Annotated in this window: 23 protein-coding genes; 7 read left to right on the forward strand and 16 right to left on the reverse strand. The window is 70.4% G+C overall.

Annotation, left to right across the window (positions count from 1 at the left end):
* Positions 1-50 precede the first annotated feature (50 nt).
* On the forward strand, positions 51-1235 hold the full coding sequence (locus WMF33_RS38660; RefSeq protein ID WP_437333302.1) for a poly(ethylene terephthalate) hydrolase family protein: 1185 nt from the start codon (positions 51-53) through the stop codon (positions 1233-1235).
* A 25-nt stretch (positions 1236-1260) separates the two neighbouring features.
* Here WMF33_RS38660 and WMF33_RS38665 read toward each other — a convergent pair whose 3' ends face one another.
* Positions 1261-1827, reverse strand: a complete 567-nt coding sequence (locus WMF33_RS38665; RefSeq protein ID WP_437333303.1) for a glycoside hydrolase family 30 beta sandwich domain-containing protein — start codon at positions 1825-1827, stop codon at positions 1261-1263.
* 1179 nt (positions 1828-3006) lie between these two features.
* Here WMF33_RS38665 and WMF33_RS38670 point away from each other — a divergent pair.
* The 3 genes from WMF33_RS38670 (at position 3007) to WMF33_RS38680 (ending at position 6437) form a co-directional block, all read left to right on the forward strand.
* On the forward strand, positions 3007-3555 hold the full coding sequence (locus WMF33_RS38670) for a TetR/AcrR family transcriptional regulator (protein ID WP_437333304.1): 549 nt from the start codon (positions 3007-3009) through the stop codon (positions 3553-3555).
* Positions 3556-3639: 84 nt separating this feature from the next.
* Entirely contained in the window at positions 3640-4659 is a 1020-nt protein-coding gene (locus tag WMF33_RS38675; RefSeq protein ID WP_437333305.1) for an NAD-dependent epimerase/dehydratase family protein, read from the forward strand.
* A gap of 1028 nt (positions 4660-5687) precedes the next feature.
* Positions 5688-6437, forward strand: a complete 750-nt coding sequence (locus WMF33_RS38680; protein ID WP_437333306.1) for an SDR family NAD(P)-dependent oxidoreductase — start codon at positions 5688-5690, stop codon at positions 6435-6437.
* Here the strand turns inward: WMF33_RS38680 and WMF33_RS38685 are convergent.
* The 3 genes from WMF33_RS38685 to WMF33_RS38695 all read right to left on the reverse strand — a co-directional run bounded on the left by WMF33_RS38685 (position 6422) and on the right by WMF33_RS38695 (position 8307).
* Positions 6422-6820: a nuclear transport factor 2 family protein gene (locus WMF33_RS38685; protein WP_437333307.1), complete on the reverse strand. Its 399-nt coding sequence runs from the start codon at positions 6818-6820 to the stop codon at positions 6422-6424. The genes WMF33_RS38680 and WMF33_RS38685 overlap by 16 nt on opposite strands.
* A gap of 218 nt (positions 6821-7038) precedes the next feature.
* Complete coding sequence (locus WMF33_RS38690; RefSeq protein ID WP_437333308.1) at positions 7039-7338, reverse strand: H-type lectin domain-containing protein; 300 nt, start codon at positions 7336-7338, stop codon at positions 7039-7041.
* Positions 7339-7926: 588 nt separating this feature from the next.
* The gene (locus WMF33_RS38695; RefSeq protein WP_061629174.1) at positions 7927-8307 is read right to left on the reverse strand and encodes a cupin domain-containing protein; all 381 of its coding nucleotides are present in this window, start codon (positions 8305-8307) and stop codon (positions 7927-7929) included.
* Between the two features lie 281 nt (positions 8308-8588).
* On the opposite strand from WMF33_RS38695, the gene WMF33_RS38700 reads away from it, so the two are divergent.
* Positions 8589-9503 carry a LysR substrate-binding domain-containing protein gene (locus WMF33_RS38700; protein ID WP_437333309.1) on the forward strand — a complete coding sequence of 305 codons (915 nt, stop codon included), beginning with the start codon at positions 8589-8591 and terminating at the stop codon, positions 9501-9503.
* Positions 9504-9778: 275 nt separating this feature from the next.
* Positions 9779-10579: a hypothetical protein gene (locus WMF33_RS38705; protein WP_437333310.1), complete on the forward strand. Its 801-nt coding sequence runs from the start codon at positions 9779-9781 to the stop codon at positions 10577-10579.
* Positions 10580-10656: 77 nt separating this feature from the next.
* Here the strand turns inward: WMF33_RS38705 and WMF33_RS38710 are convergent, their stop codons facing one another.
* The 10 genes from WMF33_RS38710 to WMF33_RS38755 all read right to left on the reverse strand — a co-directional run bounded on the left by WMF33_RS38710 (position 10657) and on the right by WMF33_RS38755 (position 21181).
* Positions 10657-11292: an HD domain-containing protein gene (locus tag WMF33_RS38710; protein WP_437333311.1), complete on the reverse strand. Its 636-nt coding sequence runs from the start codon at positions 11290-11292 to the stop codon at positions 10657-10659.
* A gap of 203 nt (positions 11293-11495) precedes the next feature.
* Positions 11496-12551, reverse strand: coding sequence for a glycosyltransferase family 4 protein (locus WMF33_RS38715; protein ID WP_437333312.1), 1056 nt, complete (start codon positions 12549-12551; stop codon positions 11496-11498).
* A complete protein-coding gene (locus tag WMF33_RS38720; RefSeq protein ID WP_437333313.1) occupies positions 12542-13408 on the reverse strand; it encodes a PIG-L deacetylase family protein in 867 nt (288 codons plus the stop codon). Before WMF33_RS38720 ends, WMF33_RS38715 begins: the two co-directional genes overlap by 10 nt.
* Before the next feature lie 297 nt (positions 13409-13705).
* Complete coding sequence (locus WMF33_RS38725; protein WP_437333314.1) at positions 13706-14593, reverse strand: glycosyl hydrolase; 888 nt, start codon at positions 14591-14593, stop codon at positions 13706-13708.
* Positions 14590-15426, reverse strand: a complete 837-nt coding sequence (locus tag WMF33_RS38730; RefSeq protein WP_437333315.1) for a TIGR04290 family methyltransferase — start codon at positions 15424-15426, stop codon at positions 14590-14592. The genes WMF33_RS38725 and WMF33_RS38730 overlap by 4 nt, the downstream gene beginning before the upstream one ends.
* Positions 15427-15437: 11 nt before the next feature.
* Complete coding sequence (locus WMF33_RS38735) at positions 15438-16166, reverse strand: sugar phosphate nucleotidyltransferase (RefSeq protein WP_437333316.1); 729 nt, start codon at positions 16164-16166, stop codon at positions 15438-15440.
* Positions 16167-16182: 16 nt separating this feature from the next.
* Positions 16183-17253, reverse strand: coding sequence for a CgeB family protein (locus WMF33_RS38740; protein WP_437333317.1), 1071 nt, complete (start codon positions 17251-17253; stop codon positions 16183-16185).
* Between the two features lie 19 nt (positions 17254-17272).
* On the reverse strand, positions 17273-18310 hold the full coding sequence (locus WMF33_RS38745) for a DUF4202 family protein (RefSeq protein WP_437333318.1): 1038 nt from the start codon (positions 18308-18310) through the stop codon (positions 17273-17275).
* A gap of 119 nt (positions 18311-18429) precedes the next feature.
* On the reverse strand, positions 18430-20175 hold the full coding sequence (locus WMF33_RS38750) for a hypothetical protein (RefSeq protein WP_437333319.1): 1746 nt from the start codon (positions 20173-20175) through the stop codon (positions 18430-18432).
* 268 nt (positions 20176-20443) lie between these two features.
* On the reverse strand, positions 20444-21181 hold the full coding sequence (locus WMF33_RS38755) for a penicillin-insensitive murein endopeptidase (RefSeq protein WP_437333320.1): 738 nt from the start codon (positions 21179-21181) through the stop codon (positions 20444-20446).
* Between the two features lie 150 nt (positions 21182-21331).
* On the opposite strand from WMF33_RS38755, the gene WMF33_RS38760 reads away from it, so the two are divergent.
* Positions 21332-22189 (forward strand): CvfB family protein, encoded by an 858-nt coding sequence (locus tag WMF33_RS38760; protein ID WP_437333321.1) that lies wholly within the window; start codon positions 21332-21334, stop codon positions 22187-22189.
* A gap of 75 nt (positions 22190-22264) precedes the next feature.
* On the opposite strand, the gene WMF33_RS38765 is transcribed toward WMF33_RS38760, so the two are convergent.
* Both WMF33_RS38765 and WMF33_RS38770 read right to left on the reverse strand, forming a co-directional pair.
* Complete coding sequence (locus WMF33_RS38765; RefSeq protein ID WP_437333322.1) at positions 22265-22732, reverse strand: Dps family protein; 468 nt, start codon at positions 22730-22732, stop codon at positions 22265-22267.
* A 158-nt stretch (positions 22733-22890) separates the two neighbouring features.
* On the reverse strand, positions 22891-23487 hold the full coding sequence (locus tag WMF33_RS38770; protein ID WP_061629188.1) for a YqgE/AlgH family protein: 597 nt from the start codon (positions 23485-23487) through the stop codon (positions 22891-22893).
* Positions 23488-23507: the final 20 nt, after the last annotated feature.

Raw genomic sequence — 23507 nt, forward strand, 5'->3', positions numbered from 1 at the left:
CCGCCAAAGCGCTTGACGACGCTGAGCGGCTGGGCGAGGACAGAGTCACCATGAGGCGTTGGCTACTGGCTTTGGGCGTGTGCGTTTCCACCGCGGCGTGTGGTAACGGATCGAATGGGGACGCTGCCGCGAGCGGGGGCGCGGTTGGCACGGGCAGCGGGGGCGCGGCCTCCGGTGGTGCGACGGGCTCTGGGGGAACGGCCGAAAGCGGCGGCGCATCCAGCGGCGGCGCATCCAGTGGTGGGGCTGGCGGCTCGGCGTCGGGCGGCTCGAGTGAGGCCACGGGTGGCGCGGCTTCGGGCGGGCAATCGGGCAGCGGCGGCCAAGGAAATGCCGGAAGCGGCGGCACGACCGGTAGCGGCGGCTCGGTCAGTGGCTGCGTCGGCGACCCGTTCCCCACGGCCGATCCTACCAAGACGGGCCCCTTCTCGGTCACCGCAGACAAGAACGTCGGCCCCCTCGCCGGCGTCGTTCCCGATCCGATCTATGGGGACGAGCAACAGCGCTTCAACGTGTACCGCCCGAGCAATATCGCAACCAGCGGCCACTGCCATCCGATCCTGATCTGGGCCAATGGCTACCGGGACAATCCGGAGCAGAAACCGCCGAAATGCGTCGTCAACTCCGGCAGCAATCAGTGGTGCGGACAATACGGACCGATCGTCAACCATCTCGCGTCCCACGGTTTCGTCGTGGTGGCTTCTCTCAGCACCGCGACCGCCGAAGGCGATCCTCTTCCCACGACCGCGGGCCTCGATTGGATCTTGGAACAAGCCGAGGATGCGAGCAGCCCGTACTATCACGCCCTCGACACCACGAAGATCGGCCAGCTTGGCCATTCCTATGGGGGCATGTCGACTTGCATGACGGCCTCCGATCCCCGTTTCTCGGCCCTCGGGACGATTTGCGGCACCAGGGCCCTCGAGGGAGTGCACACCCCCATGTTGTTCTTCTGCGGGGGGAAAGACTCCACGGTGAAATGCAGCGGGGTCCACGATGTCTTCAAGACGGTCACCGATCAGCCCGCGTTTTTCCTCAACGAGCTCAACGCGGATCACGGTAGCTGGGTCTATCAGGGCGCAAATGGCGTGTCCCTGTCGTCGGCCGCGGCCTGGTTCCGCGTTCATCTGATGGATGACACAGCGAACAGGAACTTCTTCTACGGCGACAACTGCAAGTTCTGCACCGATGGCCGCGTGCAAGCAGAGCAGAACGCCCTGATGAAGGTCCCCTGATCGACGGGGCCGATCTGGCTAGGCTTCACTGACTCACGAACGTCGTCACGCTCATGGCTTCGAGGGCCATCGGGAGCGTGGCGTCCGTTACGGTGACGGGAGTTCCTTCGGCCCAGTTCTTCGAAGCGGCGGTCACGAAGGGGACCATCGCGCTTGGCGCGGTGCCGCCTGCGAAGGCGAGGGGAACGGTCTGGGCGGAGGTTGTCTCGTTGATGGCGACGACGACGACTTTGCCGCTGTCGTTTGTGTAGGCGCTGACGAGGACCTTTTCCGGGAAGACGCCGGTGACGGCGACGCGGTGGTAGCCGGGGCGAATGTAGCGGGTGAAGTTTCCGAACGTGTAGTAGCGCTTGGTGGTGACGCTGCCTGACTGCTGAATCAAGCCTTCGTTCGTGGTGTTGCCCGAGTACCACCACCAGAGCCAGGCGTTGGCTTCGCCGATCACGAGCGCGCTGTGCACCCAACGGGCGATGGCCACGCGCGTGGCGGCTATCGGGCGATCGACAAACCGCGCCGAGCTCTTGCGCCGCACATTTGCGATCGACGTCCTCGAGTGCCCAGCTTGCAAGGGGCGGATGAAGCTCGTCGCCATGGTGACCGAGCCAGGGAACATCGCCCGCTTCCTCTCCGCGCTCGGCGAGCCGACCGATGTTCCAGCACGCTCTCCCAACGCCCACGTTGCACCCGCCGTACTGGAAGAGCACCATTCTGCACCGCAAGGCGCCCGGCGACGCCGCATAGCGTCTCGCGACGCGCCTCCCGGACCAGACCAACGCCCGGACGGACACGTGTGCCCACGGCACGCCGATGCGCCCCTTAGCGCGCTCGGCGCCGCCCGGACCACGCTCTTTCGACCCAGGACCGAGCCATCACGACGCTCGCGGTCCCACCCTCTCGGTTTGCTGCGCTACACTTCTTCGCGCTGCGATCCGGCTTCTTTTACCTACGCGCCATGGTCGGCATGGCAGGGTCGCCAAACCCCGGCGGGTTGAGGCTCGACTGCGGGATGTTCGTCGAGCGAGCCGTGTACGCCGGCTCGGACTCGTAAATTCTCCTGCTGAACTCGGCCTCGAAGTAGAACTGCGTGGTGATCAGCCGGGTCGTGGAGCCGTTGAGGCGCGCGACGAGGTGAACGTGGACGGGGCGCCCCGCGCGCCGCGAAGTCTGAGCCGTGCGCGGGGCACGCGCCTCTGCCGGCCGCGCCCGCCGCGCCCGCGTCGCCGTGCGCTCCGCCGGCGCTCTCAGCGAGGTCGCTCGCGCATGCCGAGCCCACGGTGCGAGTTGAGCCGACCCTGATCTCGGTCTTGCACTGGGGGCGGCTGCTCGAAGGGGAGTTGTTCGCAACGTCGCGCTACGTCGAGTGGGCCGTGCTCATGAAGCGTTCGTTCGGCTTCGATGCGCTCCGCTGCCCGAGATGCGAACGGAGGATGCGCGTGCTTTCCACGAACACCGACTCAGCGGTGGTGCGCCACATCCTCGACCATCTGAGCTTGCCCTCGCAGCCCCGAACGGCAGCACCCGCGCGCGATCCAACCTTACATGGAGCGAATGTACGCTCGCCCCAACGCGCCGCCGCGCATCGCCCAGGCCCTGGCGAGCATCGCGGCCAAGTAGGTCGCCCTCATCGCCCAGGGTCAATCCACGTAGACGCCGTCGCATAGCGCACATCGACGGCCGAGAGCGTCGCCCGCGCGGTCTCGTTCAGCGCGCCGTCGGGCTGCCTCCGGGTCGCGAGGAGCTGCCAGAGGCTAGCTGTGCTAGCCTGACGGCGATGGCCGACGTCAAGGACAAGTTGCTCGCCGTAGCGTACCGGGTACTCGAGAGCGAAGGCCCAGCGGCGCTCACGACGCGGCGGGTGTGCGAGGAGGCCGGCGTGACGATGCCGACCCTCTACCACCACTTCGGCAACCGGGACGGGCTCGTGGCTGCGGTCCACGCCGTCGCGCTCGAGAAGTTCATGGCGAAGAAACGGGCGCTCACGCCGACAGACGACCCCGTCGCGGATCTCCGCACGGGCTGCGAGCACGTGCTCGAATTCGTGCAGGCCCACCCCTCCGTCACGGTCGCGTTGATGGCGCGCGGCATCGAGCAGCCGTCGATATTCGAGCCGAGCTACGCCCTGATGCGGCACCGCCTCGAGCGTTGCGCCAGGGCGGGCGCCCTGCGCGTGCCGATCGAGCGCGCTGCCGAGCACGTCTGGGCCGTCGTCCAGGGCCTCGCGCTCAGCATCGTCGCGAGCCCTTCCGGCGCACCACCGAGCCGCGCCACCTTGGCGGGGGCGCTCGACGCGGTGTTCCAAGCGATCGCCGACAAATTGTAGCGGCGCTATAGACAAGCCGTGTAGCGATGCTATAGATGATCCTGGAGGGCGCGCCGGAGCGGGCCCGAACAGGAGAGATTCGTCATGGCAGAGACCGTGTTCGTCACCGGAGGCAGCGGCTTCGTGGGCCGCGCCATCGTCCGTGCGCTCATCGCGCGTGAGTACCGCGTCCGTGCCCTCGCGCGAAGCGCCGCCAGCGCTGCCAAGCTCGCCGCTCTCGGCGCCGAGCCCGTCCGCGGCGACCTCCACGACGCCGCCGCGCTCACCGAGGGCTGCACGGGCGCCGCGGTCGTAGTGCACGCGGCCGCGTCCCTCACCTCGGCCCTGCGCTGGGGCGAGCACGCCCGCACCAACGTCGAGGGCACCGGCGGCTTGCTCGCAGCGGCGCGCGCGGCCGGCGTCCGCCGCTTCATCTACCTCGGGGCTGCGTCGGTTGTCATCGAGGGCTCTCGGCCGAGCGAAGGGGACGAGGACGCTCTGCCGCCCAGGGTCGACCGCTCCTTGCCGTACAGCGCGACGAAAGCGCTCGCCGAGGCGATGGTGCTCGAGGCAGACAGCCCCGCGATGCGCACCGTGAGCCTCCGCCCACCGATGATCTGGGGCCCGGACGCGCAGACCCTCGACATCATCGCGGAGGCCTTCCGCGCCGGGCGCTTCGCCTACGTCGGCGGGGGCAAACACCTCTACAGCGTCGCCCACGTCGACAATGTCGCCGAAGCGGTGAGCTGCGCAGTGCGCAGTGACGTCGGCGGGCGCGCGTATTTCGTGACCGACGACGAGGTCACTCCGATGCGCACCTTCTTGACGGAGCTCATGGCGACGCGCGGCGTGGACGCGAAGGCCTGGTCCGTACCCCTCCCCCTGGCGGTGCTGTTCGGGTGGCTCCTCACCAACCTGTTCGGGTGGTTCGCGCCGCGACGGCGCCCACCGCTCACCCTCGAGGACGTGCGGCTCCTCGGGCAAACGCTTCACCTCTCGTCTGCTCGGGCGAAGAAGGAGATTGGCTACCGCGCCGTGCGGAGCCGCGCGGAAGGCCTCGCCGCGCTCCGGGCCCATGGCAGCGCCGTTCGGCGGAGCGGCGAGAGCCCCGCGCTCGCGCATTGAGGCGCGGTCGGTGCCTGTACTGGTTCTCCGTGAGGGTGACAGCGGCTGGCAGAGAAGAAGAGAGAAGATGGAGAAGGCAAGAGGGCGCACGACGGCGAGAGCGAGCTGCCATCGCGCCGCTCTCGCCGACGCAGGCCGCTGCAGCGATCTCCGCTCGGCTGCGCTTGCACTCGAACTTGAGCCTCAAAATCTCTAGAACCTTCCGCATCGATAGCCGCTCCGACATCGCGCCCATGTACGCGATGAGGCTGCGACCGCGAGCGCCGCCTGTGGGCCGTCACCCCCGTCGGAACGGTCCGTCACGTCCCTCGGAACGGCCCGTCACGTGCGTCGGAACGAGCCGTCAGGTGTGTCGGAACATCCCGTCGGGTGGCCCGGAACGCCCGGTCACGTCCCGTCGGAACGAGCCGTCACGTGCGCTCGGAATCGGCCGTCGCGTCGGCCCGGAATACGCACCTTGAACGCTCCACCCTCGAGGCGCTCTCCGCTGGGCGTCTTCGACACGATGTTAGCCAGTTTCCCTTCTGGCGCAGACAGCGCAAATCGCTCCGTCCACCGTTGCGGCGGAAGGCTCGCGAGTGCTTCCGGCGGAAACATCGCCCTCACGAGGATGATCCCCGCGCTCTTGCCGTTCCCGCCCTCGCCAAATAGAATCGAGCAGTGCTGACATCTGACGGCGTCGCCAGCGTAATGTAGATAATATTACATATCCAAGTGAACTCGTTGGATCTGTTGGTATTTATGCGCGGATCAGTGGATCGTATTTCTTGTACGTTATGCCAACTGCCGGTCGTTGGCGGAAAAATTCCTGACAGGACGGAATGGTTTCGCGCGGGCTATCCTCGGTGGCACGCCAGCGCGAACGCTTGGACGGCCTCGGCCTCGTCAAGGCGAGCCCGCGGCGCCGCGAACGTCGCGACGAGCACCGGCGGTCCCTCGGGCCGCTCCTTTTCGCCGTCGTCCCGTCAGCTGGAGACAGCGAGTCTTTCGATCCATTCCAATACTTATTACACGGAGTTGATATTGCCATGCTCAGCAATAAAGTCGTTTTGATCACCGGGGCCACATCGGGAATCGGGGCCGCGACAGCGATCGCGGCGGCGCGGGCCGGCGCCAAGGTGGTGCTGGCCGGGCGACGCCAGGAGATGGGCGACGCGCTCGTGGCCCGCATCAAGGTGGAGGGTGGAAACGCGCTGTTCGTCCGCACCGACGTCACCGTCGAGGCGGACATCCAGGCTCTGATCGAGCGCACCGTGGAGGCCCATGGGCGGCTGGACAGCGTCTTCAACAACGCCGGTATCGCCACCGCGCTCGGGCCGCTCGCGGACGTGCCGGTCGCCGATTACCTCGCTCTCATGCAGGTCAACCTGCACAGCATCTATCTGTGCATGAGGTATCAAGTGCCTGTCATGAAGAAGGGCGGCGGCGGCTCGATCGTCAACTGCGGATCGATCGCCTCCACGGTCTCTGCGCCCGGGTTCGGCGTCTATGCCGCGACCAAGCACGCGATCCTCGGCCTCACCAAGTCTGCGGCCATCGACTACGCGGCGGACAAGATTCGCGTCAACGCCATCCTGCCCGGCCCGGTGGAGACCGAGATCTGGGATCATATGCAAAGCGGCGAGCAGGTGCTCGACGCCTTCGGCGCGGCCACGCTGATGAAGCGGTTCGCGCACGCAGACGAGATCGCTCGGCCGGCGGTCTTCCTGCTGTCCGACTGGTCGTCGTACATGACCGGCACGCAGCTGACCGTGGACGGCGGCTACACCGCTGTGTGACCCGGGGCAGCGCGCCTCGGAAGATCCAGGCGCGCTGCCGGCACCTCGCCGCGACGTCGTTCCCGAGGAGCGCATGCTCGCGCAGATCGTGAGCTGGCCCCTGAGACGGTTCGTTCGATGCTGCCGAACATCAGCCGGTAGAAGCGCTCGTTGGCGGCGCGCCCGGAGACCCAGGTTGGCGCCGGCGGCATGGTGGTGCGCATGTCTTCGTGGAACAACGCGACCAGGGCATCCAGGTTCGCCTCCTCGAAGACGCGCACGTACTGTTCGAGCAGACGCGGATCCACTTGCGTGGTCCTCGCGATGTCGACCGGCTCCGCCCCGCCGATCTTGCTGCCGGTCGCGGAGCGGGCGCGGAACAACGCGCTGTTCGCGGCCTCCACGCTCGTAGCGAGCGCTTGCGCCGCGGACTCACCCCTCTGGTGCGACCGGCAGCCCGAGCAGCCGACCGAGCGCCTCGTGAACGACCCGGGCCGCCACGTCCCACGTCGTCCCCGAGGGCGACGGCGCGGCTCAGGATGCAGGTTTGGCTCGCCCCGCCCCGCGGGGTCGCCGTGCCAAGGCCGAAGAGGGCGGCGCCCGTAGAGGTCGGCGCGGCGCGCTACTCGAGCGTATGGGCGATCCAGACCACCGCGGCGCCGTAGACCCGTGTGTCTAGCCATGTACTGATGATGACATCGAAGCTTTTGCTGGTGACGTTCTCCGTTCTCACTTCGAGGCGGGGGGCTGAATCGTGCCCGATGTCGATATGGCCGATGGCGGCCTGCGCCGCGACGCCGCCGCTCTGCGGCAGGCTAAACTCGATCGTCCTCCTGTAGACGCGGAGACCACTCCCAGACCCGAATTGGGCGAACTCCGGATCGTTGGTGTTGATGTAAAACCTTCCAGTCCTGATGGCCATGACGCCCCCCCTTTCACCCCAGCTCAACGACATGGGCTGCGCCTGATCGCCGTCCCGCCGAGAGCATTCTCGTCGAGGGAGAACATGGCTCCGGCTGCCGGCCCCGCAAGGCGGCAACGGGAAGCGCCGGCTGCCCGAACGCGCCTGAGCCGCGTGGTGGTCAGAGCGAGCCATGCCTCCACGTGCACCTACAGACAATGTGATTCACGTCACGCCGCGTCAAACGAGCAGGGCCTGCCGCGGCCTTGCCTCGCGACCGGTCCCACCATCGTCCACCTTGCCAGAGATCCCCTCGGAATTCGCACAGGTCGAGAGCGTGCCTGGCGCATCCAGGCAATCTTGCCCCAACTCCACGACTGCGCGAAATGACCCGAGTTGACAGAACGTTCCTGTTATGCGATGAGAGAAGCGAATTGAACGGTTCGGGAACGTCAACTACCAGCCGCGCGACGCCCCCGGGTTGACAGAAGAAACTGGCGCACAGGAAGCGCGTTCAGGCGGGCAAATCCGGACAAGAACAACGACGCGATGCGGATCAGCTTCCGACAAACTCCGCCATTAAGACGTGACGGGAGAGCGCAGGCGTGTCTACTGGAGCCTGTGAAGCAGCTCCGTGTCCTGGTCGCCCAGCAGGTAGGTGGCGATGAAGGTCGCGGGGGCCGAGCTGGAGTCGTTGTCGAAGCGCTCGATGGGCGTGCTCGCGGGCTCGAAGATCGTCTGCCCTGCCGTGTAGTACCTGGCCGGTTGGCCTTTCACCTGAAACAGAATACGCCCTTCGGTCACATAGCAGACGACCGGACCGGGGTGCGTGTGCGGCCCGGCCTTGAACCCAGGGGGCAACGTCAGCCGCTGCACCTCGACGCGGGTCACGGCCTTCCCGCCCGCGACCGCGTGAGTCCCGAGCGAGGCTCGCTCCAGGACCGAGTCCCGCGCGCATCCCGCGCCGGCACAGAGCAAGGCTGTCGCCATCGCGAGCGCAGCCCGGGAGAGGCGGCGCCCGCTCCCAGGGAGCGCTCTCCCCGGACGCCGCGTGCGACGATGGCTGTCGGCGAGATCGCGAGGGAGGTCCCCTTCGCGCAGCGGCGGTTCGACATTCCGCGGTGAGACGTGAGCGAAACGCATGGAATGTGGGTCCCTGTGCTCCGTCAGGCGGCTCCGGCTCGCCTTGACGCCACCAGCATGACGGAGCACCATCGTGCTGAAAATCAGGAACTTTGGTACGGATAGTTCATAAAAACGGGACGATTAGCATGCAACGCGTCACCTTCGATCTCGACGTGCTGCGCAGCTTCGTCGCGGGGGTGGAGCTGGGCAGCTTCGCCAGGGCGGCGAGCCGGGTGGGCCGGTCGACCTCGGCGGTGAGCGCTCAGCTCAAGAAGCTGGAGGAGCAGGCGGGCACGCCGCTCTTTCGCAAGGCCGGGCGCGGTCTCGCGCTGACGGAGGCGGGCGAGACGATGCTGGCGTACGCCCGCCGCCTGCTCGAGCTGAACGACGAGGCGGCGGTCGCGGTCCGCGGCGTCGATCTCGAGGGCTGGGTGCGGCTCGGCCTGCAACAGGACTTCGGTGACGTGCTGCTCTCCGGGGTGCTGGGGCGGTTTTCGCGCGCCCACCCGAGGGTGCGGATCGAGGTGCGGGTCGCGCGCAATGCGGAGCTGCTCGAGCGGGTCACGTCGGGCCGGCTCGATCTCGCGCTCGTGTGGGGCGACGGGATGGGGGCGCCGCATGGCGAGCGCCTGGCCGAGCTGCCGATGCGCTGGATCGGGTCGGCCGCGGGGGGCCCTGCGCGGACCGGGGCGGAGGGCGAGTCGCTGCCGCTCCTGGCCATCGAGGCGCCGTGCCGGTTCCGGGATGCCGCCGCGGCGGCGCTCGATCGCGCTGGCATCCCGTGGCGGCTCGCCTTCACCAGCCCGGACCTGGGCGGGCTCTGGGCCGCGGCGGCGGCAGGGCTTGGGTTCACGGTGCGCACGCCGATCGGCCTGCCCGCCGGCGTGCGCGCGCTCGGCCCCGGGGAGGCCGGGCTGCCGGCGCTGCCCGCGCTCCCCCTGGCTCTGCACCAGGCAACGGCGGAACCGGAGCTCCCGGCCGCCCGCCTCGCGGCCCTCGTGGTGCACGCGCTGCAACGTCCCGTCGAGATCGCTCGTGGAGCCCAGCCGATCGCCTCGTGAACGACCCGGGCCGCCACCTCATCCCCGAGGGCGCCGGGCGCCTTATTTCCTGCGCGCCGCCGACCCTGCACGCTCATGCGGAGCAATCCCGCCAACACCCAGGGCGCTGCTTTCTGGAGAGTGTTCGAGCAGAGGGGGGACATGCGGTCGCCCACGCGGCGCCTTACCGTAACGCAGAAAAAGCAAAAGATGCGGTCTCGAGGATGGCCTGCCTGGGACCGCGCCGCCGCCGCGTGGCACGGTCGACAAGGACAATCAACGACAAGGATGGAAGCATGCGCAATCCAGGCGATGTGATCGGCACCTACGGCAAGAGCCGTTCGCTTCTTTTTACCGGATGGTTTCTGGCAGCGCTGTTCGCCGGCGCGGGCGCCCTGGTGCTGTCCCTGGTACCAGGGCCGGGCAGCACGGTGCGGTTCGATGGGGATGTGTCGGTGCTGTATCGCGCTGGGTACGGGGCGATCGCTCTGGGCGTCGTGATCGCGCTGGGCACGTGGTGGGTCGTGGCCTCGCAGCCCGTGTTCGTGCTGCACCAGAACGCGATCCAGGCTCGGGAGCGCAAAGGCACCCGGACCGACTTCTACGCCGACATCGAGGATCTCTACACGTTCTACTTCGGCGGTATCGGCTACCGGGCGACACCACAGGCGCCGTGGGTCTTCATTGGAGCGCGCACCTCGCGCTACGCCGAGCTGAGCCGGACATTGCGGATGCGCCATGTAGAGCAGCGCGGGGAGCGGCTCTACCACGAGCTTCAGGCCGGTGGATCGGTCCGCTTCCGGGCTCTGCCCGACAGCGTGGCGTTGTCCAAAACCCTGTTCGCCTCCCGCAACATGGACCACCCGATGAAGATGATCGAGCTCACGCGCGGCCACCTCACGATCGAGGGGAAGACCATCGCGATCGAACGCATCGCCGACGTCGCATCGAACCTCTGGGTAGAGCGGTCGCAGATCCTGGATGTGGATGGCGGGGTGTTCCACACCATGCACTCGAACGCCGTGATGTCGTTCGATGTGCTGGTGACGCTGATCGCCCGCTTGCAGCAGGACGCCGCCTCTGCAGCCCGCGTCTGAGAGCGCGTATGGGCGACGCACGCGCCGGAGGGGCCGGCGCGTGCGCGGTCGCTCGAGGGAGGACGCGCTGGGCCCGGTCACTCCTTGAACGGCGCCGCCAGGATGACGTCGTAGAAATTGGGGGCATGGAAGCCCGGGATCAGGCGCTCGGCGATGTCGGCCGTGAAGTTGTAGAAGGCGGTCTCGGGCTTGCTGGCGAGCATGTCGGCGATCGCCTGCGGAAACGCGCGCTTGAAATCGAGACGCGGGTACGCCCGGAGCACCGCGTCCACCTCGTCCGCAGAGAGCTCCTTCACGTCCTTGCCAGTGATATCCATGACAGTTCCGACGTGGAGCAGCGCCACCTCGGGCCGCTTGTAGGACGGGACGCCCCTCACGGTGTGCAGCGCAATCGCGTCCCACACGACGCCGATCGCCTCCTCGGGCACGCCGCGCTGCTTCAGGAACTCGCTCGCCGCGTTCGCGCCTTCGACCTCGTACCGCTCCGGGCCCCGGAATTTCTCGGCCAGGCCGAGGTCATGGAGCGCCGCCCCGAGGTAGAACAGCTCGAGATCGAGCTGGAGCCCGCGCCGCTTCGCGAGCAGCGCGCCGAAGATGTACGTGCGCATGACGTGGTTGAAGAGGAAGGGCGCCGACATCTCCCGCGCGAGCTCGGTCGCTTCCGCGGCCAGGTGGCTGTCAGGGATGCGGATGCCAGCGATCTCGTTCTTCACGGTCCTCCCTCCTTCGTGCGGCGCCGAGCCCGGTCTCGCCGAACAACCTGCGGGCGACCAGGCGTGACCACCATCGGAAGGAGCCGCCAGCTTCGGTCAACGACACACCCGATGTGCTGTTCACCAGGTCCGCCCGTGTCTTGCCGGGAAGAACGGAAATATAGAGTTGAGGAAACCCAGGGCGCCTCCCCGGCGTCTCCCGCTCACCCCTCGCGCAGGATCCGGCGGTACGTCTCCAGATACGCCGCCGCCGTCCTCGCCGCCGAGAAGCGCTCCTCGGCCGCGCGGCGGCACTCCGCCGGGTCGAGCCGGTCCGCCATCGCGATCGCCTCGGCCATCTCCGCGGCGTCGTCCACCAGGTACCCCGTCCGGCCGTGCTCCACGATCTCCGGCAGCGCGCCGGCGCCGCGGAGCGCGATCACCGGCGTGCCCGAGGCGAGCGCCTCCATGGCGACGAGCGAGCTGGTCTCCTGGACCAGGCTGGGCACCAAGAGACACCGGGCCGCCGCGAGCAGCCGGCGCTTCCGGACCAGGCCGACCGGGCCCAGGAAGCGCCGCGCCGGCCCGGCGCCGCCCAGCATCGGCACAAGGACCTCCCGCAGATACCGCGTGTGCTCCTCGTAGCCGAACGCCCGTCCGGCGATGAGCAGCGGCGACCCGGCCCGGACCGCGGCCTCGACGGCGACGTGGTACCCCTTCTCCGGGCAGATCCGGCCCAGCGCGAGCGCGAAGCCGCGCCGGTACCGCCGCGGCCGGTAATGCTCCAGCCGGACGCCGTTCGGGACCTCGGGAAAGAGTCGCGCCCCCGGCGGGCAGGCGCGCCGCTGCGTCGCGGAGACGCAATGGAGGAACGTCCTCGGGCGCTCGAGCCGGAACACCGCCGGCGAATAGAAGCTCGGCGGGAGGTGGAGCGTCGCCAGCGCGGGCACGCCGGGCTCGGGCAGGTAGCGATCGAAATCGACGCCGTGCAGGTGGACGAGATCGACTGGATACCGCTCCAGCGCCCGCGCGATGGCGCTCCGGTGGTGGCGCCACGCCCGCTCCTTGGCGGCCTCGTCGAGGACCGCGCCCGGCGGCGGCGCCGGCGTGGCGACCAGCGTCCCCGCGCACGCGGAGCCCTCCGGCGCGACGACGATCGACCGGTGGCCGCCGCGCGAGAGCGCCTCGTCGAGCATCGAGAGCACCTGCTCGGCCCCGCCCACGGCGTCCGGACCCACGGGCGCGAGCGGATAGCCGACGTGCAGGACCGTCAGAGGCATCGCTCTCGATCGAGGCCGAGCAGCGTCAGCGTCTTGATGGCGAGCTTCCGCCAGCGCGCGCCGTCGATGGGGAAGCCGAGGCGCTCGTAGTGGAGCGCCCCCTCGTGCGGGGGCATCCGGAAGTCGTAGGCCGGCGCGGGCCGGAAGCGCTCGACCTCGGCGCCGAACGGGGCGAGCGTCTCTTTCTGGCTGGAGAAGCAGGCCAGCATGGTGCGCTTCTTCGACGCCTCCTCGCCCGAGAGCCGGAGGGCGATCTCGGGGACGCTCGGCTGCGCGATGAACTCGCCGGTGACGAGGTGACCCCGCGCGGCGTGGTACGAGGCCGCCTCGAAGATCAGCGGCGAGGTGACGCCGTTCCAGAGGGCGAGCACCGCGGCCGAATGGACGGCGAGCGCCGCCGCGTCGTGATCGGGGTGGCCGCCCTCGTAGGGGTGGGTGATCACCACCTCGGGCCGCGTCCGGGCGAACAGCTCGAGGAGCTTCCGGGCGAGGCTCGGGGCCTCCTCGATGGCCTCCTGGTCCACCGCGCCGAGGCACCTGAGCCTCGACGCCGGCACGTTGCCCAGGGCGAGCGCGCGGGTCACCTCGCCGCGCCGGAGGGCGATGTAGCGCTCGCGCCCGATGTCGGCGAGCTCCGCCGGCATGAACCGGCTGTCGCGGGGCGCCCCGTCGGTCACGTGCACCACCTCGATCGGCTGGAGCCGGCCGATGCGCGCGCCGAGCCCGAGGGTCTCGTCGTCCGGATGGGCGACCACGACGAGGCAGCGCGGCGGCCGGCCCGACGAGAGCCACGAGAACGGCGGCCACGCGAGGTCCGGCGGGGTGCGGCCCTGGCGGCGGAGCGAGGCGAGGTTCACGGCAGCGCCTCCCGCCGTTCCGCGCGCCCGCCTGAGGCCCTTGGGGCGCCGCCGCGCGCCTCGGGTCTCTCTCGCTTCGCGCTGCTCGTGACGTGCGACATGAGCCACCTGCCGTGCGCGACGTCCGGTCGTCCCGGCGCCGGAGGCGCGCGCGATCTCCACCCTATCAAACGGCTACGCGGCGCGCCAGAGGGCGCGTCATTCACGGACAGCTGAACAGGCGCGCCTCGACGGCACGTTCAGGACACGCCGTATCCGCGCAAAAAGACGTCGTTCCGACAGCCGAGCAGCCGCCGCCTACCCCACATAACGCCGCGTCATGCGGGCGCAGAACTCCGCGAACTCCTCGAGCCGCTGCGGGGGGCTCGTGTGGTGCGGCCGGACCCCGGCGTGCTCCGGGGTGAAGCAGTAGGTCAGCGTCACATCGAACGCCTCGATCGCCCGCATCTGCCGGTCGAACCAGGCCTCCGCGCCAGGGCGGAAGCTGTCGGCCCAGCTCAGGCCGGTGCGGAGATGGCGCACCCCGAGCTTCTTCAACCACGCCACCGCGTCGTCCAGCCGGTGGTCCTCGAAGTGGAACCACTGGCACACGCCGAAATCGGGCGTGCACTCCGGGAAGAGCCGCAGCGCGCGCTTGGGCGTCCCGTCCTCGCGGAGCAGGCCCATGTAGAAATGGCGGTAGTACGACGAGCCCTCGGCCTCGCGGTGCCGCGTCGTCGCCGGCCACGCGCGCGGCAGATCGTAGAGGCTGTACCAGTGGACCCGATCGACCTTGCCGCGGAGCAGCTCGGCGCTCCGCTTCAGGCCGAACTCCTGCACCTCCTCGGCGCCGAACGTGGAGACGCCGATCTCGGTGATCCAGAGCGGCTTGTCGGTCACCGCGCGGATCTCGTCGAGCTTGCTCGGCCACTCGTGGATCTGCCAGTGGTTCCAGTCGAGCGGGAAGCCGTGCACCGCGACGACATCGACGTGATCGAGCACGCCCTGCCGGCCCATGTTGGCGATGAACGCAGGATCGATCGGCGAGATGCCGCCCAGCACGCGCGGCAGCTCGGGGCGCTCGCTCCTGATCGCGTCCGCGGCGAGCTTCACCAGCGCGCCGTACGTCGTCCACTCGGGATCGATCTCGAAATCCCAGTGCGACTTGTTGTTGGGCTCGTTCCAGAGCATCACCGCTTCGATCATGCCTGCTCTCCATTCACGCCGGCTCGCCTGGCCGGGTAGACCGCGCCGGGCACGCCGTCCGCCCGCTCGCGGCGGCGGCAGATGTAGACCTCGGGCTCGGGGTGGTTCACGATCTCGAAGCCGGCGCTCCGCAGCATCGCCTCCGCGCACGCCCGGTTGGGCACCCACCAGTTGGTCGGGTCCTGCGAATAGCTGTGCTCCACGAAGTGGAGCCGAGGATAGCCCGCCTCGTCGAAGATCCGCTTCTCCGAGAACGGATAGTCCCCCTCCAGCGGCGTCACCTCGGCGCTCCCGCGCTGCATGCTCTGGAAGACCAGCGTGTGCCCGACCACGTGCTCGTGCAGCAGATCCAGCGCGAGCAGCGGGTGGCGGAGGTGGTACAGGACGCCCATGAAGAGCACGAGATCGAAGCGCTCTCCGAGGCTCCCGACGTCGTACACGGAGAGGTTCCGGAACTCGATGTCCGCGCCGGAGACCTCCGCGGCGAAGCGCGCCTGCGCCAGGTAATCGTCGTCGCTGTCGATCCCGAGCACCCGCGCCGCCCCGCGCCGCTTCATCTCGAGCGCGTAGAAGCCCGCGTTGCAGCCGATGTCGAGGACCGTCTTGCCCGTGAGATCCTCCGGGATCGCGTGGGCGAAGCCCTTCCACTTGAACGCGGGGTAATCGCCGAGGAAATGTTCCGGCGCCGTCTTCACCCCGCCGAGATCGATGTTGTGGAACCACTGCCCGAGCCCGCGCACGCGCTCCTGGATCTGCTCCCGGGTCAGCTTCCTCGCGTCATCCACGTTCTGTACATTCGGCACGCTCCTCGCGCTCTCCACGCTCCGATCCATGGCTCCTCCGTTCACACGGCCGCGCCGCTGAGGAGCTGGATGGCCTCGCGGTAGCCATGCAGCGTCCCCACGTCGACGTACGCCTCGCCAGCCCGCACCGCCCGCGCGCTGCCGCCGCGCGCGAGGTACTCGTTCACCAGCGTCCCGATGTACGGGTCCGTCTGCCCGCGCTCGCACCAGAGATCGTGGAGCTCGCGCATCACCGCCCCCGTGAGCTTGAAGGCGCCCCAGACCCACTGAGAGCGCGCGTCCCGCTGCTTGACCTGGATCTCGAGCACCCTGCCCTTCTCGTCGGTGACGACCGCGTCGAAGAGCTCCGGGTGATCGACCGGAAAGAGCAGGAACGAGAGGCCCCCGTCGTCGAGCGCGCGGAGCCCGTGCTCCGGGAACCACACCGTGTCGGGCAGCCCCACGAGGACCTCCTCCTCCGGCTGGATCCACGGGAGCGCCCGGAAGATGGCGTCGCAGAGCCCCGCGGCGACCGGCTGCACCACATAACAGATGTGCGCCGGGCCGACGCTCGCGCCGTAATACTCGACGATATCCGACTTGCCAGGCGAGATCACCATGCAGATCCGGGTCGCGCCGGCCAGGATCATCCGGTCGATGAGGTACTCGCTGACCGCGCGCGGCCGCTCCACGTCGCCGTCCCGGCGCGTCCCCACCGGGAGCAGCTCCTTCGAGAACGCGAGCGGCTGGATCCTGCTCCCCAGGCCCGCCGCCGGAATCACTCCCCACATCGCCCTTTGCCTCCTTTCATCGCGCCGAGACCGACTCGAGGATCGCCACGAGCTCCGCCGCGCGCCGCGCCGCGGTGTGCTCCGCGAGCACCCGCTCGCGCGCCGCGCGGGCGACGGCCGCGACCTCGGCCGCCGACAGCGAGAGCGCCGCGACGGCCTCGTCCGCGGTCCTCGCGACGAGGATCTCCTCCCCCGGCGCGAAGAACCGGTCGAGCCCCTCCCAGCTGTCGCTCAGGATCGGCGTCCCGCACGCGGCCGCCTCGAAGAGCCGCCCGGATGGACAGTACCCCATCGCCGCCATCGCCCCGCGGGTGATGTTGAGCGTCATCGGCGAGGAGCAGTAGAACGCCGGGTGATCCGGCGGCGCCACGTGGCGCATGTAATAGAGGTTCTCCGCCCACGGGAAATCCTCGGGATAGAGCGAGCCGCCGATGACGAACCGCCTGTGCGGCAGCCGCTTCGCCGGCTCGAGGAACAGGGCGGACAGCGCCTCCTGCCGGTCGGCGGCGTACGTGCCGAGGTACGAGAGGTCCCCGCGGAACTCCTCCCGCGGCGCGACCGGGCGGTGCACCTCGGGGTCGGCGCTGCCGTAGAGCGGGAACACCCGCCGGGCGCCGAGCTTCGCCTGGAGCGCGTCGAGCGCCGCGCCGCCCGTGTAGCTGAGCACGCAATCGAAATCGACGAGGCCCCGCGGGCCGATGTAGCCGACCGGCTGGCCGGCGTTCAGCCGATCCAGCGTCACCGGCGTGTCGAGGTCGTAGAAGACCTTGAGGCCGCGCGACTCGAGGACCACCTCGGTCGCGGGGCCGGCGTCGGGGCAATACGAGGTCACCATCGCCGCGTCGGCCTCCCGGACGGCGCGCCGGGCCTCGGGGAGGAGGTCGTCGAACGAGCTGTAGAGCCGGAGCTCGTTGCCGTGCGCCAGCGAGTTCAGATCCCGGTGCGAGGCGTAATACGGCACGTCGCGCTCGAAGAAGGTGACGCGGTGCCCGGCCCGCCCGAGGGCGTTGATCACGCCGCGCCACAGCGTGGCGTGGCCGTTGCCCCAGGACGAGCTGATCGTCAGACCGAAGATGACGAGCCTCATCGCGAACCGGACCTCCCCTCTAGGCCTGCGTCTCCGCCGGGGCCGGCGCCGATGTGCGCCTCGGCTCGCCGAGGATCATTGCCTCCACCTCGGGGCGGCAGCGGACGCGCGGCACGAGCGCCCTCGCCTCCGGGCGGAGGCGGCGGAGCGTGTACGCCACCTTGGCGCGGGTGTGCTCGGGCCCGTAGTAATCGAGGAACCCGGCGCTGTTCAGCGAGAAGAACGAGAGCGCGTCGGCGTCGTTGAGCAGCGCGAGCTCGGCGTCGTCCCCCGGCCGCTCGTGCGACGCCACCAGCGCGCCGACCCGATCGAGGACCTCGGGCGGGAGCCCGACCCCGGCGAGCGCGGCGCCCGCGAGGGCCGCCCCGCGCCGCGCGTGCTCGTCCTTGAAGGCCTGGTAGTCCGCGGCGCGGTGCTCGATCCGGACGTTCGCCTCGGAGACGAGCCGCTCCACGTCGTGGAACAGCGCCGCCGCCTGCGCGGCGACGGACGCGCGCGGGTCGAGCCGGAGCATCCATTGCCAGACGTCGATCGCATGATCGTAGTCGGCCCTGACAAGCGGCCTGTCGAGATCGTAAAGCTCCCGGTGGCGACCGAGGACCCGGGCGAAGACCGCGGTCGCGGAGGCGACATTCCTCCTCCGGAGGAAGCGCTGGCAGCGGGTGAGCACCTCGTAGGCGGTGCGCGCCGCGCCCTCGCGCTCGAGCCCCTGGAGCCGGAGGTCGAAGAGGCCGCGGGCGTCGAGCGCGTGCAGGTGCGTGTCGAGCGCCCACAGATCGAGCTGCGAGGCGCGCCACGCGCGGGCGTCGACGGCGGCGTGGGGCGCGTTCCCGGGCGGACAGGGCGCGTCGATCTCCACGCCGGGAAACTCCCGGGAGAGCGCCGCCTTGTCGGCGGGGGAGAGCAGCGGTGTCCCGCGGGCCGACGGTTCATCGCTGCTCGAAGAGGAGCCGGCAATGAGGATCAGGCGCTTGAGCATGAGCTTGCGTTCTTCGGTCAGCGACGGGGCGTCGAGCTCGATCCAGCTTCCGCGCGAGGGCTGCCGCGGACGAATCATGGATACGGCGTCGTGAACCTATCTCCGCATCGGCCTTTGCACCATCGCGGAAATTCCGTACAGCCGTGTCAGGAAAGAAGTGAGCGCGTGACGTGTACTCCGGATCCAGCCCAGCGGCGCTACCCGAGCGCGCCCCGCGAGGCCGTGAGGGCGAGGCGCTCGAGCAGGGCAGAGCGATAGCGATGCCGCGCCGCGGCCAGGCGCCGCGCCTCGCCCTCGTCCGGGAGCGACGCGGCGGCCATCGCGGCAACTCCCAGGCGCAGGAGCGCGTAGGCCAGCAGATACGCGGGCAAACGCCGCTCGGGGTCGTCGCCCGTGCTGCGCCGGTAGCGATCGAGGAAGGCGCGGCGGGCGTCGGGCGCCATCCGCCACTCGACGATGGCCCCGGCGAGATCCCAGGCGATGTCCGTGGGGCCGGGGAGGAAGTGATCGTCGCCGTGCCCGGCCGCGTCCACCTTGAAGAGCTCGCCTGACGCCGACCCGAGCCACTCGTGAGGATCCATCTTACCATCCACGAGCACGGGACGGGCGATCTCCAGGTGGAGCTCCGCCGGGAGCTCATTTCCCATGTCCGCTGAGAAATTGGTGCGCGCCATCGTAATGAGCTCGTCGGTCGTGGGGCTCGGGACGGGAAAGGCCGAGGCGCGGAAGGCGCAATAATCGGCGAGGCGCTCCAGCACGGCGGCGGAGAGGTGGCCGGGCTCGAGCGGCCGGCCCGGGAGCCATGGATACGAGAGGAAGCCCTCGCCCTCGTCGCGCGGCGCCGGACCGAAGCCGGCTTGAGCGACGCCGCGGGCGCGCTCCAGGCACTCGGCCCCGTAGCGGCCCATGCCCTCGAACTTGAGAATTCGGCTGCCGTCGCGGGAAAGGGACTTGAATCGCTCCATGGACGTCCAGGAGGGGGGCCAGCGCGATTCGTCGTCATAGAAGCGGCGGCGCCAGGTCCCGGCGCCGATGAACTCGCCAGCATCGGCCGGGACGTGTTTCCCGCCCACGACGCGCTCGGCGCGGAACGACCGCCAGCGACGGGCGCCGTCGGGCGCGACGAGGGCGTCGGGGTCCGCGGCGCGGGAGCCGAGGAAAACGATGTTGCCGCGCGGGACGCCGGCGCCGACAAGGGCGTCGCCGGCGGAGAGGAACGACGATCCGCTGAAGCCCGGCCCCTCGTCGGCGACCCAGAACTGCGCCCCCTCGGCGATGCCGTCCTCGACCCAGGCGAGCTCCCGCGCGCCGAGCTCGACGCGGCGATCGTAGGGGTGCCCGGACGGGCGCACGGTGATGCGGCCGGCCCGGAGCCCCCGCCGGCGCAGGGCCGCGGCCGTCACCGCGCTCAGGGTGGTGCCGATGCTGCGGATCCCGACGACCCGGACCGGCGCCGGCGGGGACGCGAGCCGCTCGGCGAGCCGGGCGAAATCGAGCGGGTGGAGCGCGTAAAAGGAGAACCCTTCGGGCGGCGAGGTCGGGACCGTGGCGGGGACGTCGATCGCCGCGAGCGCCGCGAGGGCCTCGGGCGTGGTCAGGCGGCTGGCCGCCCGTGGCCAGAGGTCTGGCCGTCCGGGGTCCGACGTCGGACCGTCCGAGATCGCGAGCGCGCCCGCGCCGTCGCCGCCGACGAGCATGGCGGCGAGCCCGTCCGTGAGCCGCGCCAGCAGGGAGGCGCTGGCCGCGTCGGCGTCGGCGAGGATCGATTCGAGCTCGCCGGCGCGGATCAAGGCGCGGAGCACGATGCCGCGATCGCGATCGCCGCCGGCGGGGGCGGCGAGCGCCCGGAGGTCGTCCGCGAGCTCGGCGACGAGCCGCGGCCCGGGGACGTCGCGGCGGCCGCTGCGGAACACGTACATGCGGTATCCGGAGCTGTCTGTCATGGAGGGGGTTCCGCGGGGATCGGCTCGCAGGGGCCGGGCTGGCTCGCATGAGCGCGCCCGATCCGCAAGGAGCGGCGCGCGCAGCCCGGCCCGCGCACCGGCATGGTGCTCGGTCTCCCGGCTGCCAGCCCTGCGTGGGGCGGGCGAGGGCCGATGCCAAGCGGGGCGCGCCGCAGCGCGGGGCCCTCCGGGCGCCGCGAGCAGCGCGGCCGCTTCGGGCCCCGTCGCGGTGCCGCCCATTGCTCTCTCGCCCAATCGATTGCCTCGCTCAGCGCGGGACCCCGGCCTCGAGCGCGAACTCGATGTGCGCGTGCTCGTCGTGGCGCCACCAGACCTGGCGCCGGAGGATCGCCCCGGAGAGCGGGCCCAGCGCGCGGCCCGCGGGGCTCGCGAGGAGCAGCGGCACGTACTCGGGCGCGAGGATGATCCGCTGGATCCGGAGCTTGCGCGGCCTCGCCTTCTCGTCGAGCGCGGACAGGAGCCGCGCGAGGTCGTCGAAGTCGATCGCCAGGTCGCCGCGGCGGCCCTGCGCGTCGAACTCGAGCCCATAGCCGAGCTGGTTCCAGGGGTAGGTCGCGACGTCCGCGGGCCGCCCCGCGGCGTCGCGCAGCGGGACGAAGATATCGACGCTCAGCCCGTTCTGGTGCGTGCGATGCGGCCAGAACGCGCCGCCCTGGCGATGGCCCGTCTCTCCCACGACGAAGCGCCGCCCGGGCCGCGCGGCCGACACCGCGGCGAACGCCTCGAGCAGCGCGTCGCGCACGGCGCCGTGCACGTACTGGCGGCCGAGGCTCGCTCCCAGGTACGAATACGTCACGTGACCCGGCCCCGAGGGGGGGAGCGGGTGCCCGTGCCGCAGGCGGCCCTGCGCCGGGCTGCCGGCGCTCTCCGAGGGCGCGTCGTCGTCGAGCCAGACGCGGGCGTGCGCCACGACGACGGGCGCGAGGAGGAGCAGACCGGCGGCGAGCGCGAGGCGCCTTGCGAGCCGGTGGAGGACCCTGGGCATCAGCGGCTGTCGTATCAATCTCCCTGCCCCCGGTCGAGGCGCCGCGCTGGCGCGGGATCGAGCTCGGGAGCGCCGGAGATCGGGAGTCCGAGCCGCTCGCCTCCGTCGCGCTGGCGACGCGCCGCCCGGCCTGTGCAAGACTGCGCGCCGATGCCGTACGACGATCTCCTCGGGCGCGTGGTCACCCTGCCGATACGGCGGTTCGGCCCGCCCGGCGCGTTCCTCTCGCCCGACCCGGGCGACCTGCGCCCGAACGCGCCGGTGCTCCTCCTGCCGGGCGGCGAGGTGCCCGAGGGGGCGCAGGAGGGAGACGAGCTCGAGGTCTTCGTCCACCTCGACTCGGAGGATCGCCCGATCGCGACCGCGCGCCGCCCGAAGGTCGCGCTCGGCGAGGTCGCGTTCCTCGAGGTGACCGACGTGGCGCGCTTCGGCGCGTTCGTCGACTGGGGCCTGCCGAAGGAGCTGCTCGTCCCGCACGCGGAGCAGACGCGCGAGCTGCGGGTCGGGCAGCGGCACCCGGTGGGCCTCATCGTGGACAGGACCGGCCGCCTCGCGGGGACGATGCGCGTCAGCGAGATGCTGCGCGACAAGGGGGAGTTCGATCTGGACGAGTGGGTCGACGGCGAGGCGTGGCGCAACGAGCCGGGGCTCGGGCTGTTCGTCATCCTCGAGCGCAGCTTCGTCGGCCTGGTCCCCGCGGACGAGCCGCACGCGCTCGCGCGCGGCGAGGCGGCGCGGTTCCGCGTGACGAGCGTGCTGTCCGACGGCAAGGTCGAGCTCTCGCTGCGCGGCCACGCCCACGAGGAGCTCGAGAGCGACGCCCAGACGATCCTCGCGCGGCTCGCCCGCCCGGGCGCGCCGCGGGTCGGCGACCGCTCGAGCCCGGACGAGATCCGGGCGATCTTCGGCCTGAGCAAGAAGGCGTTCAAGCGCGCCGTGGGCCGCCTCCTGAAGCAGCGCGCGGTGGCCGTCGACGGCGAGGGGTTCCTCGTCCCCCAGCGGCGCTGAGCCGGACGCCCGGCCCGGGGCGGCGCCGGGAGCCCGGCCCCGCCCCGACGGCGGCCGAGCCCGGGCGGCCGGGGGCTACTCCAGCAGGCTGCGCAGCATCCACGCGGTCTTTTCGTGGACCTGCAGCCGCTGGGTGAGCAGATCGCAGGTGGGCTGATCGTTGGCCTGCTCGGCCACCGGGAAGATCTCGCGCGCGGTGCGCGCCACGGTCTCGTGGCCCTCGACGAGCCGCCTGATCATGTCGGTCGCCTTGGGGACGCCGTCCTCCTCCTTGATGGAGGAGAGCGCCGCGAACTGCTTGTAGGTCCCCGGCGCGGGCAGGCCCAGCGCCCGGATGCGCTCGGCGACGAGGTCCACGGCGAGCGCCAGCTCGTTGTACTGCTGCTCGAACATGAGGTGCAGCGTCTGGAACATCGGACCCGTGACGTTCCAGTGGAAGTTGTGCGTCTTCAGGTAAAGCGTGTACGTGTCGGCGAGGACACGGCCGAGCCCAGCGCCGATCTGCTCGCGGGTCTTGGCGTCGATTCCGATGTTGATCTCCATGATGGCTCCTCTCGTGGCGTCTGCTCTCTGCATCGATGGGCCGGCCGCTGCGGAGGTGAAGGCCCGCGCGGCGCCCTCCCCGGGGGCGGGACGCGACCGGGAAGGTTCGTGCGCGCCGGTGCCGAGTCAATCAGGAGGAGCCTTCCGGCCGCCCGCGTTCACGCCTCTCCGATGCTGCGCATCGACAGCACCTCGATCGGGCGCAGCCCGAGCAGCGCATACGCCTGCTCCCAGCGCTGCTCCGCGGCCACGTCGAACAGGATCCGCTCGTCGAGCGGCACCGGCAGCCACGCGCCCGCGGCGATCTCCCGCTCGAGCTGCCCGGGCCCCCACCCGCTGTAGCCGAGGAGCACCGTCCTCCTCCGCGGGTCCGCCGAGGCCGCGCCGCGCACCGCGTCGGCCGCGAGCGTGTCGAACGCGCTCCGGGACGACGTGACCCGCACCCGGGAGCCCACCGGGATCACGCCCGTCTCCTCGGCCCCGAGCGCCGGATCGAGGCACAGGATCCACCCCGAGCTCGGCTGGACCGGCCCGCCGAGGTAGACCGGCGCCGGGTCCTTGAGCTCGTTGCCGTAGCCGGCGAACGACAGGAGCTCGCCGAGCGTCATCGGCGCCGGCCGGTTCACCACGAACCCCAGCGCCCCGCTGTCGCTGTGGACCGCCAGCAGCACGACCGTCTTGTCGAAGTTCGGATCGCCCAGGGGCGGCGACGCGATGAGGAACCCAGGGGCCAGCACGCTCGCTTCGCTGTTCATCGGCGATCCTCCCTCGCAAC

The sequence above is a fragment of the Sorangium sp. So ce394 genome, assembly GCF_051474665.1.
Classification (GTDB): Bacteria; Myxococcota_A; Polyangia; order Polyangiales; family Polyangiaceae; genus Sorangium; species Sorangium cellulosum_D.

Excerpts from the sequence above, each read along its gene's own strand:
- WMF33_RS38660 (WP_437333302.1), top strand. The coding sequence starts at position 51 with ATGAGGCGTTGGCTACTGGCTTTGGGCGTGTGCGTTTCCACCGCGGCG.
- WMF33_RS38665 (WP_437333303.1), bottom strand. The coding sequence starts at position 1,827 with ATGGCGACGAGCTTCATCCGCCCCTTGCAAGCTGGGCACTCGAGGACG.
- WMF33_RS38670 (WP_437333304.1), top strand. The coding sequence starts at position 3,007 with ATGGCCGACGTCAAGGACAAGTTGCTCGCCGTAGCGTACCGGGTACTC.
- WMF33_RS38675 (WP_437333305.1), top strand. The coding sequence starts at position 3,640 with ATGGCAGAGACCGTGTTCGTCACCGGAGGCAGCGGCTTCGTGGGCCGC.
- WMF33_RS38680 (WP_437333306.1), top strand. The coding sequence starts at position 5,688 with ATGCTCAGCAATAAAGTCGTTTTGATCACCGGGGCCACATCGGGAATC.
- WMF33_RS38690 (WP_437333308.1), bottom strand. The coding sequence starts at position 7,338 with ATGGCCATCAGGACTGGAAGGTTTTACATCAACACCAACGATCCGGAG.
- WMF33_RS38695 (WP_061629174.1), bottom strand. The coding sequence starts at position 8,307 with ATGGCGACAGCCTTGCTCTGTGCCGGCGCGGGATGCGCGCGGGACTCG.
- WMF33_RS38700 (WP_437333309.1), top strand. The coding sequence starts at position 8,589 with ATGCAACGCGTCACCTTCGATCTCGACGTGCTGCGCAGCTTCGTCGCG.
- WMF33_RS38705 (WP_437333310.1), top strand. The coding sequence starts at position 9,779 with ATGCGCAATCCAGGCGATGTGATCGGCACCTACGGCAAGAGCCGTTCG.
- WMF33_RS38715 (WP_437333312.1), bottom strand. The coding sequence starts at position 12,551 with ATGCCTCTGACGGTCCTGCACGTCGGCTATCCGCTCGCGCCCGTGGGT.
- WMF33_RS38725 (WP_437333314.1), bottom strand. The coding sequence starts at position 14,593 with ATGATCGAAGCGGTGATGCTCTGGAACGAGCCCAACAACAAGTCGCAC.
- WMF33_RS38730 (WP_437333315.1), bottom strand. The coding sequence starts at position 15,426 with ATGGATCGGAGCGTGGAGAGCGCGAGGAGCGTGCCGAATGTACAGAAC.
- WMF33_RS38735 (WP_437333316.1), bottom strand. The coding sequence starts at position 16,166 with ATGTGGGGAGTGATTCCGGCGGCGGGCCTGGGGAGCAGGATCCAGCCG.
- WMF33_RS38740 (WP_437333317.1), bottom strand. The coding sequence starts at position 17,253 with ATGAGGCTCGTCATCTTCGGTCTGACGATCAGCTCGTCCTGGGGCAAC.
- WMF33_RS38745 (WP_437333318.1), bottom strand. The coding sequence starts at position 18,310 with ATGATTCGTCCGCGGCAGCCCTCGCGCGGAAGCTGGATCGAGCTCGAC.
- WMF33_RS38750 (WP_437333319.1), bottom strand. The coding sequence starts at position 20,175 with ATGACAGACAGCTCCGGATACCGCATGTACGTGTTCCGCAGCGGCCGC.
- WMF33_RS38755 (WP_437333320.1), bottom strand. The coding sequence starts at position 21,181 with ATGCCCAGGGTCCTCCACCGGCTCGCAAGGCGCCTCGCGCTCGCCGCC.
- WMF33_RS38760 (WP_437333321.1), top strand. The coding sequence starts at position 21,332 with ATGCCGTACGACGATCTCCTCGGGCGCGTGGTCACCCTGCCGATACGG.
- WMF33_RS38765 (WP_437333322.1), bottom strand. The coding sequence starts at position 22,732 with ATGGAGATCAACATCGGAATCGACGCCAAGACCCGCGAGCAGATCGGC.
- WMF33_RS38770 (WP_061629188.1), bottom strand. The coding sequence starts at position 23,487 with ATGAACAGCGAAGCGAGCGTGCTGGCCCCTGGGTTCCTCATCGCGTCG.